The sequence below is a fragment of the Flavobacterium sp. PL02 genome, assembly GCF_035013205.1.
Lineage (GTDB): Bacteria > Bacteroidota > Bacteroidia > Flavobacteriales > Flavobacteriaceae > Flavobacterium.
This window is the reverse complement of record NZ_JAYGJP010000004.1, coordinates 53807-74657: the sequence shown is the minus strand read 5'-3', so window position 1 is coordinate 74657 and position 20851 is coordinate 53807. Positions and strand designations below refer to the sequence as shown.

The following is a 20851-nucleotide window of genomic DNA, read 5'->3' as shown; positions in this document are numbered from 1 at the left end:
CTAAAAGAGATGAAATTATATCTAAAAATATGGCGCCAATTAAATGCCAATTCCAAAGGAGAAATGGTAGATTATGAAATAGATGGCGTAACCGAACATATGTCTTTCTTAGAAATGCTCGATCTTTTAAACGAATCACTTATCCAACTACGGGAACGCGTTATAGAATTTGACCATGATTGTAGAGAAGGTATTTGCGGACAATGCGGTGTTATGATTAATGGTAGAGCGCATGGCCCATTAAAACATACTACAACTTGCCAACTCCATATGCGAAGTTTTAAGGATGGCGACACTATATATATTGAACCATTTAGAGCAACAGCTTTTCCTGTAGTTCGGGATTTAAAAATTGACCGAACCGCATTTGATTCTATTATTACTGCTGGTGGTTATATTGGAGCTTCAACTGGTCAGGCACCCGAAGCCAATAGTATTCCTATATCCTACGAAACCGTCGAAGCATCCTTTGATGCGGCAGCTTGTATAGGTTGTGGTGCTTGTGTAGCGACTTGCAAGAATTCTAGCGCAGCATTATTTGTTGGTGCCAAAATAACACACTTAGCATTACTCCCACAAGGAAAAATAGAAGCATCAAAAAGGGTTTTAACAATGGTAAACCAGATGGATTCTGAAGGTTTTGGAGCTTGTTCTAACACCGAAGCATGCGAAGTAGAATGTCCGCAAGGTATATCGGTACTTTCTATTGCTAAGATGAACTACGAGTATAATAAAGCATTGGTAATGAAGAAATAATATTTCATGTTGTTTGTTTTTTCTTCACTTCAAAAAATATAGTTATCCAATACAACCTTTGTCAAAGTTTTAAAACTTTGACAAAGGTCTATACCAAGAATCTTAAATTCTATCCTATTTCAACCATAGCCCGCGGTTTCAACCGTGCGGTACAGATTGCGATTGTCCTCTGCATTCCAACGGTTGAAATCGTTGGCTATGGTTATAAGATGTTGTTTGTGGATGCGATCCGTTATCCAGCTATTTTTACACAACTCACTTAAATGAACTTACATTACTTATATGGTTTAAAGATATAAGCATGATTCCTTTTGACCCAAACAAAACTTAAAGTTTGGATTTTGTAAGCATATTTTTCTAAATTTGACGTCTTAAATACATGATTTATATTATGCGTCATAACAGAAAATTTATTTGTCTTTTATCCTTACTAACGATACTGTTCTTCTCTCCGTTTGCTTACTCACAAGCCACAACAACGGCTACTCCAGATACTGCTAAAACACAAGGTAGTGGGAAATTATTTGAAGATTCGACCAAGACCGATAGTGACTATCTTATGGCTATCGAAAAAGCTGGTGAGGTTTTGCAATCTGCTTATAATGACGCAGTTTTTGAAGGAAGTACATTTCATTTGTTTGCTGAAATAGATAGAACCCAAAATAAACTAGATCTTATTCTAGCTAATTTAAAAGGGGCTAATCCAAATGTGCGAAATCAGCAAATGTATCGTATTGTATTAGAAGAAATTCGTCAGGAATTAGACGAACAAAATACTGCCATTAATTTACGCAACAAAAACCTTGATAAAATCAAAGGTCGATTTGCTGACTTACGCAAAGACAAAGCACTAATTACACTATTAAAAGATACCATCCTTCGCAAGCAATTTAAGAGCGAATTTTTAAATCTTAAAAAGACTTATTTAAGTACAGATAGCCTTATGAACCACAATCTAGAGGTTCTTAATACTAAAAACAGACTAACGGTACAAAGAAAAATAGCTGTTTCGAGTGCATTATTAACTGTAGAAAAAAAGCTAGAAAAATCTGGAATAAGTATTCTTGGCAGAGAATATCCTTTTATATGGAATACTAGCGATACAATTGCCAAAAAAGACATATCGCAAAATATTAAAGCAAAAGTAGCTATAGAGAATAGCGTGGTATCGTACTATTTAAATTATAGTATCGGCGGATTAATCACTCTTACATTTTTTATGGGATTATTAGCTTGGTATATTTCTCGCAATCTTAAATATCTAAAAAATAATAATCATTTTGAGAACCTTACATTACTAAACTTTAAATACTTAAATAGTGGTATTATTATTCCTGTAATTGTAATTGGTCTTAATATTGCCATCGTAAGTAATTTATATGCTCCCGCCCTATTTATAGAATCATTACAGCTAATTCTGCTTGTGGTGCTTACTTTTCTATTTAAAAATCATTGGTCTAAGGAATCAATGCGAAACTTGTTTCTATTAGTAGGATTATTTTCTGCACTTTGTTTCCTGGATTTATTTATCGGGGTTGGCTTGTTCCAACGTTGCGCTTTTATCCTAATTAATGTCTTCGGAATACGTTATGGATTAGTTCAGCTTAAGAGTATTAAAGATCAATTATACATAAAGGGATTCTTTAAATGGGCAAGTATAATATTCATAGGTTTAAATGGTTTGGCTATTGTTTTTAATATTTACGGTAGAGTTTCTCTCTCAAATATGTTAAGTCTTACCGCCTTTATTGCAATTACTCAAATTATTGCACTTAGCGTACTATTAAAAATAATTCTAGAAATAATTCTTTTACAAATATATACGACAAGAATCAAACGCGGAATCGAAACCATTTTTGATCATGAGAGTTTATCAGATAATCTAAAAAGACCTTTTATAATAATAATTAGTTATATGTGGTTGGTAGTGATTGCATCAAATTTAAACATTTGGGAATCGCTACGTGCATCATTTACATCACTATTAACCCACCCGAATACTATTGGTAGTATCACATTTACCTTGGGTAATATTGTTTTGTTTTTTATTATAATCTGGATGGCTCACCTTCTGCAAAAATACGTTGCTTACTTTTTTGGTGAAGTCGATGATGAGAATGAAGAAAATGTAAACAAACGCCAACATTCTAAATTATTAATAACACGTCTTGTGGTATTAATTGGAGGTTATTTATTGGCTGTAGCCGCATCAGGAATGCCGCTGGACAAACTAAGCATTTTACTGGGTGCTTTAGGAGTTGGTGTTGGACTTGGTTTGCAAAACATTGTAAGCAACTTTGTGTCGGGTATTATTTTGATTTTTGATAAACCAATACAAATTGGTGATGTAATCGAAATTAGCTCACAATCGGGTCGCGTAAAAGCAATGGGACTTCGTACAACCAAAATTAATGCTCCAAACGGTGCCGAAATAATAATTCCAAATGGTAACTTATTATCTCAAAATATTACCAACTGGACTTATACTGATAACTTTAAACTAGTCGAAATTTCCTTTGATGTTGAAGGCGACATTGTTCCAGATGATATTAATTTAATTGTACTTGAAGCACTTGAAACTCAAACATTGATAAACAATTCCAGAACTCCACAAATTTATTATACCGCCATATCTGATGGTAATTATAAATTACTAGTGAAATTCTGGTGCAGTATTTACCGCACCGAAGAAACTATTAGTAGTGCACGCCAAGTATTGTTTAGTAATTTTAAAGCTAAAGGTTTAAAATTTTCAACATAAAAAACACTTAATAAATGGATTTTAAAATCATAGCTATGCTTTTTCTTTCCATTTTAACATTTGAGATTTGCGGTATGCAAGGGGAGAAATTCCTTTTATTTCTTTAAATTTTCTATTGAAATTAGAAATATTATTAAACCCACATAATTCTGAAACTTCCAGTACAGATAACTCTTGTGATCTGGATAATAACTTCCCTGCCCGCTCAATCCGGATTTCTATCAGGAACTGAAAAAATGTCTTGTTGGTTCGGACTTTAAAGTATTTGCAAAAAGCATTTTTAGTCATATTTGATAATGCAGCGATTTCCTCCAGAGTAATATTCTTCTGAAAATTAGTCATAACGTACTCAAAAACCGTTTGCATTCGCTTTCCTTCATTATCTGTAATTTTCTTATCATATATATAACTAGAAAGTGGCGTTTTATTCTCTTGAGATAACTTCTTGGTTATTTCCAGAAAAAGAATAAAACGATCAAATTCATTTACCTTTTTTATTTTTTTAAATGCCTTAACAACTTTATTTGAAGGGTTGTTAACCACAAAACCATTCTTACTGTTTTCCCAAAATGGCTGAATGTCTTTTAAAGCAGGAAGCGTAAAAAAATCTTTCCCAAAAGAGTTAGTCGTAAAAAACAATGTTAGCATTACCGAAAGCTCGTTGGTATTATTTTCGCTTCTAAATACATGTGGTAAATTACTACCAATAACTACAACATCTCCTTTTTGATATGGAGAAATTGTGTCGCCTACAAAAATAGTTCCTTCGCCATTCTCGATATAGCTTATTTGTATTTCTTCGTGTTGGTGCAATTTATCATAAAAAACAAATTCTACGTCTTCTTGATAAATGAGCGAATCTTCTTTAGTTTTTGGAATCTTAAATGGAAATACTTTCATAACGGATTAATTATATTCTATAAATATAAAAAAATGTATACATATTAAGTAATAATTTTAAAAATTAGTATAAAATCGGATAATATAGTATCTTTTTGTGATAACTTACCTAATTACATATTTGCAGGTTATAAATATTTTTGAAAAAATTAAAATCGTAATTATGAGTATTCAATGGAAAGGCGTTATGCCAGCAGTTACAACAAAGTTTACTGCCGATGACAAGTTAGACTTCGACATGTTTGGAGTAAATGTAAGAGCTCAGCTCGAGGCAGGTGTTTCTGGGATTATCCTGGGAGGTACACTTGGAGAAGCAAGCACTTTATTAGAGGATGAAAAAAAAGAATTAATCAAAGAGACTATTAATATAGTTAACGGGCAGGTACCGGTGATTATGAATATAGCCGAGCAAACTACTCGGGCTGCGATTCAAGCTGCTAATAAAGCAGAAGAAAATGGTGCAAAAGGATTAATGTTATTGCCTCCTATGCGTTACAATGCAGCAAGTCATGAAACAGTTACTTATTTCTCTGAAGTGGCAAAAAGTACTTCACTTCCTATCATGATTTACAACAATCCTATTGATTACAAAATTGATGTGTCATTGGATATGTTTGAAGAAATTTTGAAATTTGATAATATTCAGGCAGTAAAAGAATCTACAAGAGATATATCTAATGTTACCCGAATTATAAACCGTTTTAAAGGTCGTTTAAAAGTATTATCTGGTGTTGATACATTAGCATTAGAAAGTATTTTTATGGGTTCTGACGGATGGGTTTCTGGTTTAGTAGATGCGTTTCCAGCTGAGACTGTCGCTATTTTTAAATTAGCAAAAGCTGGTAGAGCCGAAGAAGCTTTGGCTATTTACAGATGGTTCTTGCCTTTGTTAGAATTAGACATTAACCCACTATTGGTACAAAATATAAAACTGGCAGAAGTAGCTACTGGTCTGGGAACAGAATTTGTTCGTGCACCAAGATTACCACTTCATGGAGCAGAAAGAGAAAGAGTTTTGGCAATCATTGCAGAAGCATTGCGTACAAGACCAACTCTTCCAGATTATAAATCCATAGTACTATAAAGCATACATTACCCGTTGAGGCAGATTATATTTTAACACGTAAAAACTTATTCAGTAAAATTGATTTGTAATTATATTATGTAAATGCAAATAAGTAAAACTTGTAGTACAATACGTCAAAATTATTTTTTTTTACAAAATCCTCCCCAACGGAGTTAACAATAATATTCTTTTTTAAGTTTAGTTAGATTTGTTTTTAGTTTGGTTTGTTTTTGAGCTGGTTATTAGAGTAGATAGCCAGCTCATAAAACATAATATTTTTTTAGCAAGTCTGGATTTAATTATAATCTTAATACATAAAAAATGATTACAGGAAAAAATTATATAGGAAGCAAGCTTAAGGCTGATGGAACAAAAACCTATAAAACAATAAACCCACAGTTAAACATAGAAAATCCCTGGACATTTACAGAAGCTACTCCAGAGGAAATTGATGAAGCTGTAGCATTAGCAAATGATGCTTTTAAAGTTTATAGAAATTGTCCAGCTCAAAAAAAGGCAGATTTTCTGAATGCAATTGCTGAAGAAATCCTTGCCCTTGGCGATGAATTATTAGAGGTGTATTGTACAGAATCTGGTTTCCCAAAAGGCAGAGCCGAAGGAGAACGAGGTCGTACAATTTTTCAGTTACGCTCATTTGCAAATATGCTTGCTGAAGGAAGCTGGGTTGAAGCAACAATAGACACTGCAATTCCAGACAGACAGCCTTTACCAAAAGATGATTTACGTAAAATGTTAGTTCCATTAGGACCAGTTGTTGTTTTTGGATCTAGTAACTTTCCGTTTGCATTTTCTACAGCAGGTGGCGATACAGCATCGGCATTGGCAGCAGGTTGTCCCGTAATTGTAAAAAGCCACTCTATGCATATAGGAACTGGCGAAATGGTAGCCTCGGCAGTTATAAAAGCAGCCAAAAAACACAATATGCCCGAAGGTATTTTCTCAAACCTAATTGGTAGTGGGGTAACACTTGGAGCAACTTTAGTAAAACACCCACTTGTAAAAGCGGTAGGATTTACAGGAAGTATTAATGGCGGTAGAGCTTTATTTAATTTAGCATCGCAACGTCCGGAGCCTATCCCTGTATTTGCAGAAATGGGAAGTATTAACCCTGTGGTTATTTTGCCAGAGGCTTTAGAAAAAAATAGTAATAAATGGGCAACTGCCTATGCAAATTCTATTACCTTAGGAACAGGTCAGTTTTGTACTAATCCAGGATTACTATTAGGAATAAAAGGAGAAAAATTAAATCAATTTATGGAGCAATTAGCCGAAGAAATTGAAAAAATTGCACCTTCATGTATGTTGCATCCATCTATTAAAGACGACTTTAATAATGGTAGAGAAAAAATAAAATCTCAAAATGGAGTAAGTACTATTGCGGAATATAAAGGTGAAATATCTCCTAACTATGCGCCACAAACTATACTTACAGTAAATGGTAAAACATTTTTGGAGAATGCTACATTAAGTCATGAAGTATTTGGTCCGTTTTCTATTGTGGTACAATGCGAAAATGATGAGGAATTAGAAAGAATTATTAATAAATTAGACGGACAGTTAACAGGTACTATACTTGCAGAACCAAAAGAGATAGCTAATTCTAATACTATTATTGATGCCTTACAAAGCAGAGTTGGAAGATTAATTTTTAATGGTGTACCTACAGGAGTCGAAGTTTGTGCTTCGATGATTCATGGTGGTCCCTATCCTGCTTCATCGGATTCTAGATTTACAGCCGTAGGAATCCATGCCGTTAAACGTTGGGTGCGACCATTTAGTTATCAAAATTGGCCAGACGAATTACTACCGAGCGCATTACAGAACCTAAATCCCTTAAAAATTACAAGAACCGTAAATGATATAATAACCAAGAAATCTATTTAATTTATGCCAAGAAAAACTTTTTTTTGTGTCGATGCACATACTTGTGGTAACCCAGTGAGAGTGGTTGCCGGAGGCGGTCCAAATTTAGTTGGGAATAATATGAGTGAGAAACGCCAACATTTCCTGAAGGAATATGATTGGATTCGTAAAGGGCTAATGTTTGAACCACGAGGTCATGATATGATGAGCGGTAGCATACTTTACCCGCCAAGTAATCCTGAGAACGATTTTGGTATTTTATTTATCGAAACATCAGGTTGTTTGCCTATGTGTGGCCACGGAACTATCGGTACAATAACAATTGCTATCGAAGAAGGTTTGATTACGCCTAAAATCCCAGGGAAGATAAAAATGGAGGCTCCGGCTGGTTTGGTTCAGATTGAATACCAACAAACAGGTAAAAAAGTAGATTGGGTACGATTAACTAATGTAAAATCATACCTCGCTGCCGAAGGACTTACTGTAGATTGTCCTGAACTTGGCGAAATAGTTTTTGATGTTGCTTATGGCGGAAACTATTATGCAATCGTAGATCCTCAAGCCAATTTTTCGGGAGTGCAAGATTTTACGGCAGGAAAAATTGTTCAATACAGTCAGGAAGTTCGCAAGCGCATCAACGAGAAATATCCTAACCTTTTCATTCACCCAGAAAATAGTACTATTCGCGATGTAAGCCATATGCTCTGGACGGGTGATCCTATCGATCCAACATCTTCAGGAAGAAATGCTGTTTTTTATGGAGATAAAGCCATTGATCGTTCTCCGTGCGGAACAGGAACTTCGGCTAGACTTGCTCAGCTTCATGGAAAAGGCAAATTAAAGAAAGGCGAAGATTTTATTCACGAAAGTTTTATTGGCAGCAAATTTATAGGAAGAGTTGAAGAAGAAACCACTATTGGAGATATTAAAGCCATCGTGCCAAGTATACAAGGATGGGCAAAAGTATATGGATATAACAATATAATCATTGATGAAGATGATGATCCGTATGCATTTGGTTTTCAGGTAATTTAATAAAAATATAATCCAAAATAAATCGTTGGTTTAGAGAGCATAAATCTTACCGATGATTTTTTAAATTTATAAGTATAATGAAAAAAGTAAGTATTATTGGTGGGGGAATAATCGGACTATGTTCAGCGTATTATTTAGCAAAAGAAGGATATCAAGTTGTTGTTTTCGATAAGTCGGATATGACAGATGGATGTTCCTACGGGAATGCGGGAATGATTGTTCCCTCGCATATTATTCCGCTGGCACAACCAGGAATGATTACACAAGGAATAAAATGGATGTTTGATAGTCAAAGTCCGTTTTATGTAAAGCCTAGATTAAGCATGGATTTGGCAAATTGGGGATTACAATTCTACAAACATGCCAATAAGCAACATGTAGAAAAAGCAATGCCAGCACTATGTAATTTATCTCTTTTTAGTAAAGAATTGTACCAGGATTTTATAAAAGAAAGCAATTCTTTCTTTTATGAAAAAAAGGGTCTTTTGATGCTTTATAAAACAGAGAAAACTGCCGAAGAAATTAATCACGAAGGAAAGCTAGCCGAATGTTTTGGTCTGGAAGTAGATTACCTTTCTAAGGACGGAGTAACAAAACTAGAAACAGGAACTAGTACTGATGTAATAGGTGGTGTACATTATAAAAGTGATGCGCATATCTATCCTCAAAAATTCATGCAATTTATAAAAGATGAATTAAGCCGACTGAATGTAAAAATCCATAACCGAACTACAGTAGAAGATTTTGTAATAAAAAACAATACTATAACCGAAATACTTACCGATATGGGACCTTTTATGACCGACGAAGTTGTTTTGGCGTGTGGATCATGGAGCCCAAAAATTGCAAAAAAGCTAAATCGGTCCATTTCAATATTACCAGGAAAAGGATATAGTTTTACTCTAAAAGATGTAAATATAAAACCCTCTATACCTGCCATTTTATGCGAAGGAAAAGTTGCTGTTACGCCTATGAACAATGATATCCGTTTTGGAGGTACAATGGAAATTACACATACAAACGATACCAAAATTAACAAAAACAGAGTTCAGGGAATTGTTAATAGCATTAATGAGTTTTACCCTGATTTAAAAATTGAAATGCCAAAAGAAGAAGAAACATGGTACGGATTTAGACCTTGTACTCCATCAGGAATGCCAATAATTGCAAGAGATAAAAGAATAAAAAACTTAACTTTGGCAACTGGACATGCCATGATGGGATTAAGCTTGGCACCAGCAACAGGTAAAATTGTTTCGGAAATTATTTCTGGAAAAAATACCTCTGTTAATACACAAATGTTTCAATTATAAAATTATGAGATACGAATCGATACCTTCTTCTTTATTTATCGAAAACAGAAAACGTTTTTCGACAAAAATGAATCCAAATAGCATTGCTATTTTAGTTTCTAATGATGTAATGCCTAATAATGCCGATGATGTTATGGGGTTTGCACAAAATAATGATTTGTTTTACTTAACAGGAATCGATCAGGATGAAACTATTTTGGTTCTTTTTCCAGATGCTTATAAAGAAGAAAATCGAGCTATTTTATTTGTAAAAGAAGTAAGTGAACATACTAAACTTTGGGATGGTGATTTCTTAACCAAAGAAGAAGCAACAGCTATATCGGGTATAAAAAACGTAAAGTGGATTCATGAATTTGAAAAATCTTTGCAACTTTTTGCTTTTGAAGCTGATGCCTTTTATTTAGGACACAACGAGCATATAAAAAGAGTAACATCAGAAATGACTACTCGCCAAGACCGAATTATACAATGGTGTAAAGAGAAATACCCGTTGCATCAATACGATAGAGTTGCTAAGATAACTCGTGAATTACGACCAATAAAATCAGACGAAGAAGTTGCGCTAATAAAAAAAGCTGTAGCTATTAGTGTAAAAGGTTTTAAAGGACTTCTTAGTGCTGTTAAACCAAACATAAATGAGTTTGAACTAGAAGCAGAACTTATTTATGAAGTGATAAAAAATGGAGCTACACGTCATGCTTTCAAACCTATTATTGCGTCTGGAAAAAATGCCTGTGCTTTACATTACAATTCGAATGATACTATATGCAAAGAGAATGATATGATTCTGGTAGATTTTGGTGTTTGTTATGCCAATTATAATTCTGACACTACAAGATGTGTTCCTGCAAACGGAGTATTTTCACCTCGTCAGCGAGAAGTATATTCATCAGTTTTACATTGCTTAAAAGAAGGTTCTAAGTTATTAAAACCTGGTATTAAACATAGCGATTACGAGAAGCAAATGGCTGGTTTAATTGAAAAAGAATTAATTAAACTAGGATTAATTACCAACGAAGATATTGCCAATCAAAATCCAGATGCTCCAGCTTATAAAAAGTATTTTATGCACGGAACAGCACATCATTTAGGACTAGATGTTCATGATGTAGGATTGTATTCTCGTACTTTAGAAAAAGGAATGGTGCTTACCTGCGAGCCAGGAATTTATATATTAGAAGAAGGAATCGGTTGCCGATTAGAAAATGATTACCTACTTACAGCAGATGGAAACATCAATCTCTCGGAAGCATTACTAATAGAGATTGAAGATATAGAAACATTTATTAAAAATAAATAGCCTTATACCCTCCTTTAAGACTATTAGTTTAAACAGTTACAAGAGCAATTTTGTAGCTGTTTTTTTTTGTCCTGCAAGGTCTTTTTTGGGATCTTGTAGGTAAGGATGTAAGGAACTTTAGTTTTACACAAAATACTCCCAAACTTGTCATTTCGAGGAACGAGAAATCTCCTCGAAAAGCTCTACAAAGATTGGATTCACGTTGCAGAGTTTCTTACGAAGATTTACTTCGTCTATTCGCTATCGCTCGGGTCTCGTTCCTCGAAATGACAGTATTGTGTTTAATCTTTAGTTCTTTTAAAAAAAATAGCTCAAAAAGCTTAACTTAATGACAGTATTAGCTTTATCTGTTTGCACAAAAAAAATCATAAAATCATGAAAGCAAGTTTCTTAAATTCCTGATTTTTAAATTTTACCAAAGACAAAATTTCAATCGAAAATTGGGCTTGTTCCGTACGATTTACCTTCGATTTATACCTCATCATTCTGGTAAATATTGTCTAATAATTTTTCTGATAAAAAATACCAAACCCCCTTTAGGTAAATAAATACTTTCAAATCTATAAAACCCCCAATATCTCAGATAAAATATACTCAAAACTAGATAACATAATCTGATTTTATGATAATATATTGGCATAAAAAAAGCTATAAATGCAAAATATTTGCACTTATTAATAATAAAACCAGTATATGAAATTCAAAATTAACTTTAGGAAAATTGCAATACTCTTTTTTGTATTTGCAACACAACTAATTCTTGCGCAAGAAAGATTAGTTACAGGAATTGTTACAGATGATGCAGGAATACCCTTACCAGGTGTTAGTGTATTAATTAAAGGATCTAAAACAGGCACACAAACAGATTTTGATGGAGCTTATTCTATCAGCGCCTCGCCTACTCAGGTTCTTTTATTTAGCTATATTGGGATGAAAACCCAAGAATTACCTGCAACTACAACCAAAGTGAACCTTAAAATGACAGGCGGTTCAACTGTTCTTAACGAAATTGTTGTTACTGCATTAGGTGTAAAAAGAGAGAAAAAATCTCTTGGTTATGCTACACAGGAAGTAAAAGGTGAAGATTTAAATAAAATAAATAACGGTAACGTAGCAAACTCTATTTCAGGTAAAGTTGCCGGTGTTGACATTAGAAGAAATAATAACATTGGTGGATCTACAAATGTTATTATTCGTGGATCTTCTTCTTTAACTAATGATAATCAAGCATTATGGGTTGTAGATGGAGTTCCTTTGAACAATGACAACACAAATACTGATCAACAACAAAGTGGAGGAAATAAAGGAGGTTATGATTACGGAAATGCTGCCTCAGACATTAACCCGGATGATATCGAATCTATTAACGTTTTAAAAGGAGCTGCTGCATCTGCACTTTATGGTTCAAGAGCTGCTAATGGAGTTATTCTTGTTACACTAAAAAAAGGAAGTAAATCTAAAGGAGGGTTAGGGATTTCTTTTAATTCTGGTGTAACTATTGGATCTGTAGATAAAAAGACATTGCCACAATACCAAAATCAATATGGTAGTGGTTATGGTGATTTTTATGGTACTGTAGATCTAGGAAGTGGTACACATCCTTATGCAGCGACAGACGATGCTTCTTGGGGACCTAAATTCGACCCTAGTTTATTGGTTTACAACTGGAACTCTTTCTACCCGGAATTACCTACTTATGGTATTGCAACTCCATGGGCTCCTGTAAAAAAGAATCCTAACGATTTTTACCAAAATAGTCTTACTTACACAAATAACATTGCTGTTGCAGCAGGAAATGATAGCGGTGATTTTAGATTTGGTTACACAAATTACAACCAAGTACAAGGTGTTTTACCAAACAGTAACAACAGAAAAGATAACTTCAATTTCTCAGGAAGTTATAAAATTAGTGATAAAACCAAAGTATCTGCTTCTGCAAATTACCTAAAATCATATGCTAAAGGAATGAATGAAACCGGATATGGTGATGGTGGAAATAACTACTTAAGCAGTGTAAGACAATGGTATAATATGAGTGCTGATTTTCAGGATTTAGAAGATGCTTATAACATAACTGGAAGAAACACAACTTGGAGTGTTGGTGGGCCAACAGACTTAAAAATTCAATTTCATGATAACCCATATTTTCAACGTTATAACAATTACAACTCATTAAACAGAGATCGTTTCTTTGGTAATTTTGCTTTAAGCACTGATGTAACAAGTTGGTTAAATGTTGTTGGAAAAGGATCTGTAGATTTTTACCAACAATTACAAGAAGAGCGCATTGCAGTAGGTTCAAAAAGAACTCCAAATACATTAGGACAATACTCAAGATTTGACAAAACATTCCGTGAGATCAATTTAGATTTAATCTTAAATTTTAAAACGAATATCACAGAAAAAATCAAATTTTACGGATTAGTTGGAGCAAACTCAAGACGTTCTTCAAATGGTAATACTTATGTAGAAACTAATGGTGGTTTAATTGTACCTGGTAAATACATGTTGAGTAATACAGTAAATCCAATTAATTATCCAAATGAGTTCTTAGAAACTATAGGTACAAATAGTGTCTATGCTAATGCAACTTTCAACTTTGATGAAACATACTTCATAGAAGGTTCATACAGGGTAGATCAATCATCTACATTACCTAAAGATAACAACACGTACACTTATCCTTCTCTTACAGGAACTTACATCTTTAGCAATCACCTTAAAACCGATTGGTTATCATTTGGTAAACTACGTTTAAATTACGCAGAAACTGGAAATGATGCTGAATTTGCAGTAATTCAATCTACATACCCTAAGAATAGTAATTTTGGACCAAATGGAATACGTTTTTCTACCGAAAACAACAAAGCTAATGCTGACCTAAAAAGTGAACTTACTAAAGGTACTGAAGCTGGTATTGAACTTAAATTCTTAAAAAACAGAATAGGTTTAGATTTTTCTTATTACAGAACTAACACGACTAATCAGATTTTATCAATCGAGACACCAGTACAAACTGGTTATTCCAGAGCTTGGATTAATGGAGGTGATGTACAAAATAAAGGTTTTGAACTTTCATTAAATGTTATACCATTTAAAACCCAAAATTTCTCTTGGGAGGCAAGAATCAACTGGTCATCTAATAGAAATGAAGTAATTAGTCTTGATGGTGCCGATAGAATGTCTATTGGATCATTTCAAGGTGTAGGATATATTGCAGAAGTAGGAAAACCAATTGGGCAACTTATCGGAACTGGATTTAAATATTTAGATGGACAAAGAGTTGTGAAACCAAACGGAAGATATGAAACTGTAGCTGGTGCAACAATTGGTGATGTAAATCCTGAATGGACTGGAGGATTTAATAACGTTATTACTTATAAAAACCTTACATTCAACTTCTTGATAGATGTAAAAAAAGGTGGTGATGTATATTCTTTAGACCAACAATATGGTAATACAACAGGTATATACCAAAGTACAGTAGGAAATAACCATTTAGGAAATCCTGTAAGAAATTCTATTGCAGATGGTGGAGGAATTATTCTTGGTGGTGTAAAAGCTGATGGTTCACCTAATACTACAGTTATCTTAGCTGATTATGATACTTATAACACAATGCCACAGGAAGCATACGTTTATGATGCTTCTTATGTAAAATTACGTGAAGTTGGTTTAAGCTATAGATTTCCATCAAAATACCTAAAGAATACATTTATTAACAGTCTTGTTTTTGCTGTAAATGGTAGCAACCTATGGATCATAAGTAAAAATCTTCCTTATGCTGATCCAGAAGCTGGAATGTCATCTGGAAACTTACAAGGTTTTCAAACTGGTGTATTGCCAACATCAAAAGAGTATAACTTTAATATGAAAGTTCAATTCTAAAAAATATAAAAATGAAAAAATTAAATATAATATTCTTTGCAAGTGCACTATTGCTTTCGGCAATTTCTTGTGACGATATCGATAGCCTAAACGAGAATACTAAAGCATATACTACTGCATTACCTAGCACTTTAATGACTAGTTCTCAAGTAAATTATTCTTATTTCCTGACTAATGCATCTGTAAATGACAACAACTTTAGAGGTTATGCTCAACATTGGACTACATCTACCTATACTGATGAGGTAAATTACAATCAAACCAAAAGAAATTTGGGTAACTCTCATAATATAGTACTTTATAGAGATGTTTTACAAGATTTTGTAATGGCTAAAAACAAAACAAACGATGAAGTAGCTTTAGGACCAATAGAAGTTGCAGTTAAAAAGAATAAAATAGCTGTTTTAGAGATTCAAATTATAATGGCTTACCAAACATTGGTAGATCTTTTTGGAGACATCGTTTACACGCAGGCTTTAAATATAGGGAGCTATCCGAATCCTAAATATGATGATGCTAAAACTGTTTATTTAGATTTAGCCGCCAGACTAGATATCGCAATTGCTAATCTAGATGATGCTTACGGTAGTTTTGGAAACGCAGATCTTATTTATAAAGGAAATGTTGGTAAATGGAAAAAATTAGCCAATAGCGTTAAATTAAAAATGGGAATGCACCTTGCAGATGTTGATCCAGCTAAAGCTAAGACTATGGTCGAAAGTGCATTTACCTCAGGTGTGATAATGAATAATGCTGAAAATGCTTTATTCCAATACTATTCAACTACAATAGATGAAAATCCATTGTATAATAGTTTGGTAAATGAAAGCCAAATTATGCCTACTGAATTTTTTGTAAATGAGTTAAATGGAAAATCCGATCCTAGAAGGGATATCTTTTTTGACCCAGCTTCAAAAATTGCAGGCGAATACAAAGGAGCGCCTTATGCACAACAAGTTTCTTATAAAAACTTCTCTAATGTAGGTTTAAAATTAAAAGAAAAAACAAATCCTGGTGTAATTTTCGACCATACAGAAACAAGTTTCTTACTTGCCGATGCAGCTAGCAGAGGTTTTAATGTAGGTGGTACTGCTGCTGATTATTACGAAGAAGGAATTCGTTCTAGTATGAAATACTGGGGAGTTTCTACTGCAGATGCTGATACTTATTTAGCCAGAACCGATGTTGCTTTTGCAACAGCTTTCGGAACTGATAAACAAAAAATTGCTTACCAACTTTGGATTGCTTACTACAACCGTGGTTTTGAAGCATGGACAGAATACAGAAGATTAGACTTCCCTATTCTTATCGCTCCAATAACTGCTGTTAGTGAAGCTGAAGGAAAAGTTCCTGTAAGAAACATATACTCCCTTTTTGATTCAACATTAAACAGAGATAACTATAATGCAGCAGCGACTGCGATTGGTGGCGACAAAATGACCACAAAATTATTCTGGGATAAATTTTAATTTTGAGTTAGTAACATATTAAGTAATTCCATGAATTGAAACAGGCACCTAACAGTGCCTGTTTTTTTTATGTCAAATTTTATGGGTTTATTATTAAGCTTGGATACAAACATTTCAAAACATAGAAACATAGACTTTACAAACTCTAAAAAAGACGCTTCACTAATTTAAAATCCACAGAGGAAACAGCTATGTCAAAGAAATATTTATCATTTTATATTCTTTTTTAGACATAAAATCTATGTTTCTATATGTTAGATACCATCACATAAGATTACACTCAATGCTAAATATTATTCAAAACAAATAATCGCAATATGAGAAATATCTATAATTTTATAAGAATAAAAATACATAATGTAATTTCTAGGTTAATTTATAGATAATTTGATATCATAAACGAATAAAATAGTACAACTACATAATTCAATATAAAAATATCTTTGGTTTCATACTAACAAATTCCTAAGATTATGAAAACAAAATTATTTTTATTTATGGCGTTCATTTTCGTTTTAAAGATAAGTGCTCAAGGATTACCTTGTCGGACTAGCGAAGAAAACGAAAAGATCTACAAACAAAATCCCCATGCATTAAAAGAAAAACTAGACTTTGATGCATTCAGCAAAAAATTCAGTGCTGAAAGAAAATCTAAAACATCCAAAAAAGTAGAAACGTCCTATGTTATACCAGTAGTGTTTCATATTTACGGTGATGTTCAAAGCGGGAAAACCGTTACTTACCAAAAAATCGTAAACCACCTAAAAGAACTAAATGATGATTTTAATGGTCGTAATGCAGATTACGCAACTGTAGATCCATTTTTTCAGGCAAGAAGAGGAACATTAAAAATTGAATTTAAACTTGCTAAAATCGACCCAAATGGAGGTTGTTCTTCTGGAGTTGTATTTCACCCTGCAAAAAATGGTTATGGTAATGGTGGCGGATACGATGACCAAATCGCTGCAGATGCATGGGATAATAAAAAGTATATGAATGTTTATATTCAGAACGATTTATATGCCGATGGAACACTTAACAACTCAGGAGTTGCCTGGTACCCAAGTACAGGTATGACTGCTAGTAATACAGCGAGAGTTGTATTTAATGGTGCTTATATATTTGACAACTCTTATAGCAAAGAATTTTCGGCTACATTAACACATGAGTTTGGTCATTTCCTAAATTTAATACACACTTTTGAAGGTGGTTGCACAGGTACTGATGAAGTAGACGACACTCCTCTTGAAGATGGTAAACATACGTTGTCATGTACACAAGGAACAAATTGTAATGGCGACAGAGTAAATAATGAAAACTACATGGGTTACAATGGCGCTCAAGGTTGTTACAAAATGTATACTCAAGGACAAATAGACAGAATGCTTGCTGCCTTAGAACATCCTGCAAGAAAAACACTTTGGCAAGAAAGTAACTTAATTGCTACGGGAGTAAATACAACAGGAGGATTATTAGCTTCAAGCACAAATTTCTTTAAAGAAGCAGTTGTTAATGATGGCTCGTTTGATACTGCTGCAACAATTACCCTTACAGGAACAGAGACATTTGCTCTAGCTTCTGGAACACTAGCTTCTGGAACACATTTTACCCATACTTTTCCAGCAGGAATTACACCAGTAATAACAGTTAATTCTAATTCTCAATTAACAGTTACTTTAACGGGAAAAGCAACAAGCCATTTAAAATCTAATAGTGCCAAAGGAACAATTACATTGTTACCAGCAGCTTTCTCAGGCGGAGCTTCGACTATGACTTGTACAGCTTTATACTATGATCTTAAATTTACAGATCCTTACGGAATTTACTTTGTAGATATGCCAGATGCAACTGCAAATGCGACTCTTACATGGAAAGCATTTGATATCGAAAAAGGAGATGATCCATCATTTGGAGCTTGGAGATATGCAGCCAATGCATTAAAAATTGAAACCTATGCTAAAAAACTAGTATGTGAAACAGGAACCAGAAACATTTCATTACTTCCTGCAAATACACAAATAAGTGCTGCTAGTAATTTTAAAGCTCCGGGAGCATATCCTGATCAATTAGATTTACGCACTACAACATACAAAAACTGGGATGGTAAAACAGGATATGTAGGTTTTGACTTTCTGCTTGAGGGCGCAACTTGTTACGGATGGTTCAAAGTTACTGTAGATGCAGACGGAAACGGATATACAATATCTGAATATGCATATAACACACAACCAGGTTCGCCTATAACTACAGGAGTAACTGCAAAAGTTGGGGTAACATTATCACCAAGCACATTATACGAATCTGATAATAATGATGGTGCAGTTCCTACAAATGCAGTAATTACATTATCTACTAATAATGGAACTTTTACCAAAAGTTCAGGAGCATTAACAGTAGGTACCGATTATACAATTACAGGCGTTCCTGCAGGATTAACTGCAACTTTAACATTAGAAAATAACTCTAAAGCTGTACTTGCTTTAACAGGAAAAGCAACTTCTCACTTACCTAACAATAATTCTTCAGTAGTAGTTACATTTAAGGATGCAGCAATAACTGGCGGAATTACAACACTAGATAATGCATCTAAAACAATAAAAGTAGAATTTGAAGCTCCTTTTGGAATCTATTATGTAGACAATCCTGACTATGTAGCTTCACCAGCAGCAAACTGGCAATGGTTTAGCTTAATTATCGGTGATAATACCGAATATGGGGCATGGCAATTTGCAGCAAATGCATTAAAAATCGAAACTTATGGTAAAAGATTAGTTTGCGAATCAGGAACAAGAAATATCACTAAAGTTCCTGCAGGTGGTACTATAGGAGCATCAAGTAATTTTACAGCTCCGGGAGCATATCCTAATCAATTAGATTTACGTACAGCAACATACAATACTTGGGATAACGAAACTGGTTATGTAGGTTTTGAATACACTAATAGAGGAAGAATATGTTACGGATGGATGAAAGTAAAAGTAACTGCAAGTGGAGACGGATATACCGTTACTAATTTTGCTTACAATACTAAACCAAACGAATCTATAACAACCCCAATTATCAATGCACCTAGTAATTTGGCAGGAACAGTAAATGTAACAGCACTTTCGGTTGCATTAACATGGGTAGATAACTCAGATAATGAAACAGGATTTACATTAGAAAGAGCTGAAGGAACTGGTGCATATAGCGTTATTAAAACTTTTGCTCCAAACGTAACTTCTTATACAGATACAGGATTAACAAAAGGAAATGCTTATTCTTATAGAATAAAAGCAAATATGAATGCTACAAATTCCGATTACTCGAATGTGGCAACAGTAACAATCGAAGATTCTAATCCGAACCCAACATTAGCTAAACCAATAATTAATGAAGGAGATACAGGAATTTATGCTACAGGTTTTTATGTAACATGGGGATTAATCAATGGTGCAATTAGTTATGACATTCAGGTATATAATGAAACTGACGGATGGGTTGACCAAGGAACATCAACTGCTCATTTCTTATATATTAATAAAAAGGGAACGCAAACAAGTTATAGAGTAAGAATGAGAGCTGTAAATGCAACAGGTACAAGTGACTGGAGTACTCCTAGAGACTTTACGCTTCCTGGAGCTTTAGTAGCGCCATCTAATCTTGCTGCAATAGCAAATGCAGCTACTCTTGAAGTTGATTTAACATGGGATGATAATGCAGACATCGAAACTGGATTCTCTATAGAAAGAGCTTTAGGAAACGGAGCATATAGCGTAATTGCAACTCTTAGTGCCGACGAAACTTCATATACAGATACAGGATTAACTGCAGGAAGTACTTACTCTTATAAAGTAAGAGCAAGCGAGAATACTACTTATTCTACCTATTCAAATATTGCAACAGTAACTATCGATGATGCAAACCCAGCGCTACCAATTCCTGTATTTTACGATCCATCTAATGGAACTTACCCTTACGGATTTTACGCTACATGGGCATTAATTAATGGTGCTACTAGTTATGAAATACAATTATATAATGCAGTAACAGGATGGGCAGATTTTGCAACATCTACATCTTATAGTCAATATATTGAGAAACAAGGAGAAGAGAGAAATTACAAAATAAGAATAAGAGCTGTATACGCAAATGGAGCAAGTGATTGGAGCGCTCCTATGGACGTTACCCTACCTCCTACGCTTGGAATTAATGAATTTGAAAACGATAAATCATTTACAATTTCTCCTAATCCAGCTTCAGATGTTGTAAACTTCTCACTTAAGAATATAGAATCAACTAATCTGGTAATTACAATTTACAACAATAATGGAGCGCTTATAGATACAGTTCGTAATACAACTACTTATCATGTGAACCACTTACCAACAGGTATATATTATGTAGTAATTACAGATGGTACACTTAAGCAAAGTAAAAAACTGGTAATAAAATAAACGATTCCTAATTTTTATAATAATACTCATAAACCTAAACCGC

11 protein-coding genes are annotated in these 20851 nt (G+C 33.8%); 10 read left to right on the top strand and 1 reads right to left on the bottom strand.

Features of this window, described 5'->3' with window-relative positions:
• The first annotated feature begins 9 nt into the window (after positions 1-9).
• Together SHI72_RS13815 and SHI72_RS13810 are read left to right on the top strand one after the other, a co-directional pair.
• Positions 10-756: a succinate dehydrogenase/fumarate reductase iron-sulfur subunit gene (locus SHI72_RS13815; protein WP_039114368.1), complete on the top strand. Its 747-nt coding sequence runs from the start codon at positions 10-12 to the stop codon at positions 754-756.
• A gap of 379 nt (positions 757-1135) precedes the next feature.
• Complete coding sequence (locus SHI72_RS13810; protein WP_323490303.1) at positions 1136-3517, top strand: mechanosensitive ion channel family protein; 2382 nt, start codon at positions 1136-1138, stop codon at positions 3515-3517.
• A gap of 33 nt (positions 3518-3550) precedes the next feature.
• Here SHI72_RS13810 and SHI72_RS13805 read toward each other — a convergent pair whose 3' ends face one another.
• On the bottom strand, positions 3551-4417 hold the full coding sequence (locus SHI72_RS13805) for an AraC family transcriptional regulator (RefSeq protein ID WP_039114369.1): 867 nt from the start codon (positions 4415-4417) through the stop codon (positions 3551-3553).
• 163 nt (positions 4418-4580) lie between these two features.
• Between SHI72_RS13805 and SHI72_RS13800 the strand changes: the two genes are divergently transcribed.
• From SHI72_RS13800 to SHI72_RS13765, 8 genes are all read left to right on the top strand, one after another.
• Positions 4581-5501, top strand: a complete 921-nt coding sequence (locus SHI72_RS13800) for a dihydrodipicolinate synthase family protein (protein ID WP_039114372.1) — start codon at positions 4581-4583, stop codon at positions 5499-5501.
• A 303-nt stretch (positions 5502-5804) separates the two neighbouring features.
• Positions 5805-7388, top strand: a complete 1584-nt coding sequence (locus SHI72_RS13795) for an aldehyde dehydrogenase (NADP(+)) (RefSeq protein ID WP_039114375.1) — start codon at positions 5805-5807, stop codon at positions 7386-7388.
• A 3-nt stretch (positions 7389-7391) separates the two neighbouring features.
• Entirely contained in the window at positions 7392-8402 is a 1011-nt protein-coding gene (locus tag SHI72_RS13790; protein ID WP_039114377.1) for a 4-hydroxyproline epimerase, read from the top strand.
• Between the two features lie 77 nt (positions 8403-8479).
• Positions 8480-9715 carry an NAD(P)/FAD-dependent oxidoreductase gene (locus SHI72_RS13785; RefSeq protein WP_039114378.1) on the top strand — a complete coding sequence of 412 codons (1236 nt, stop codon included), beginning with the start codon at positions 8480-8482 and terminating at the stop codon, positions 9713-9715.
• 4 nt (positions 9716-9719) lie between these two features.
• Positions 9720-11015 carry a Xaa-Pro aminopeptidase gene (locus tag SHI72_RS13780; RefSeq protein ID WP_323490302.1) on the top strand — a complete coding sequence of 432 codons (1296 nt, stop codon included), beginning with the start codon at positions 9720-9722 and terminating at the stop codon, positions 11013-11015.
• Between the two features lie 693 nt (positions 11016-11708).
• Complete coding sequence (locus tag SHI72_RS13775) at positions 11709-14903, top strand: SusC/RagA family TonB-linked outer membrane protein (protein ID WP_323490301.1); 3195 nt, start codon at positions 11709-11711, stop codon at positions 14901-14903.
• 11 nt (positions 14904-14914) lie between these two features.
• Positions 14915-16372: a SusD/RagB family nutrient-binding outer membrane lipoprotein gene (locus tag SHI72_RS13770; protein WP_323490300.1), complete on the top strand. Its 1458-nt coding sequence runs from the start codon at positions 14915-14917 to the stop codon at positions 16370-16372.
• A gap of 497 nt (positions 16373-16869) precedes the next feature.
• Positions 16870-20808, top strand: a complete 3939-nt coding sequence (locus SHI72_RS13765) for a M43 family zinc metalloprotease (protein ID WP_323490299.1) — start codon at positions 16870-16872, stop codon at positions 20806-20808.
• Positions 20809-20851 lie beyond the last annotated feature (43 nt).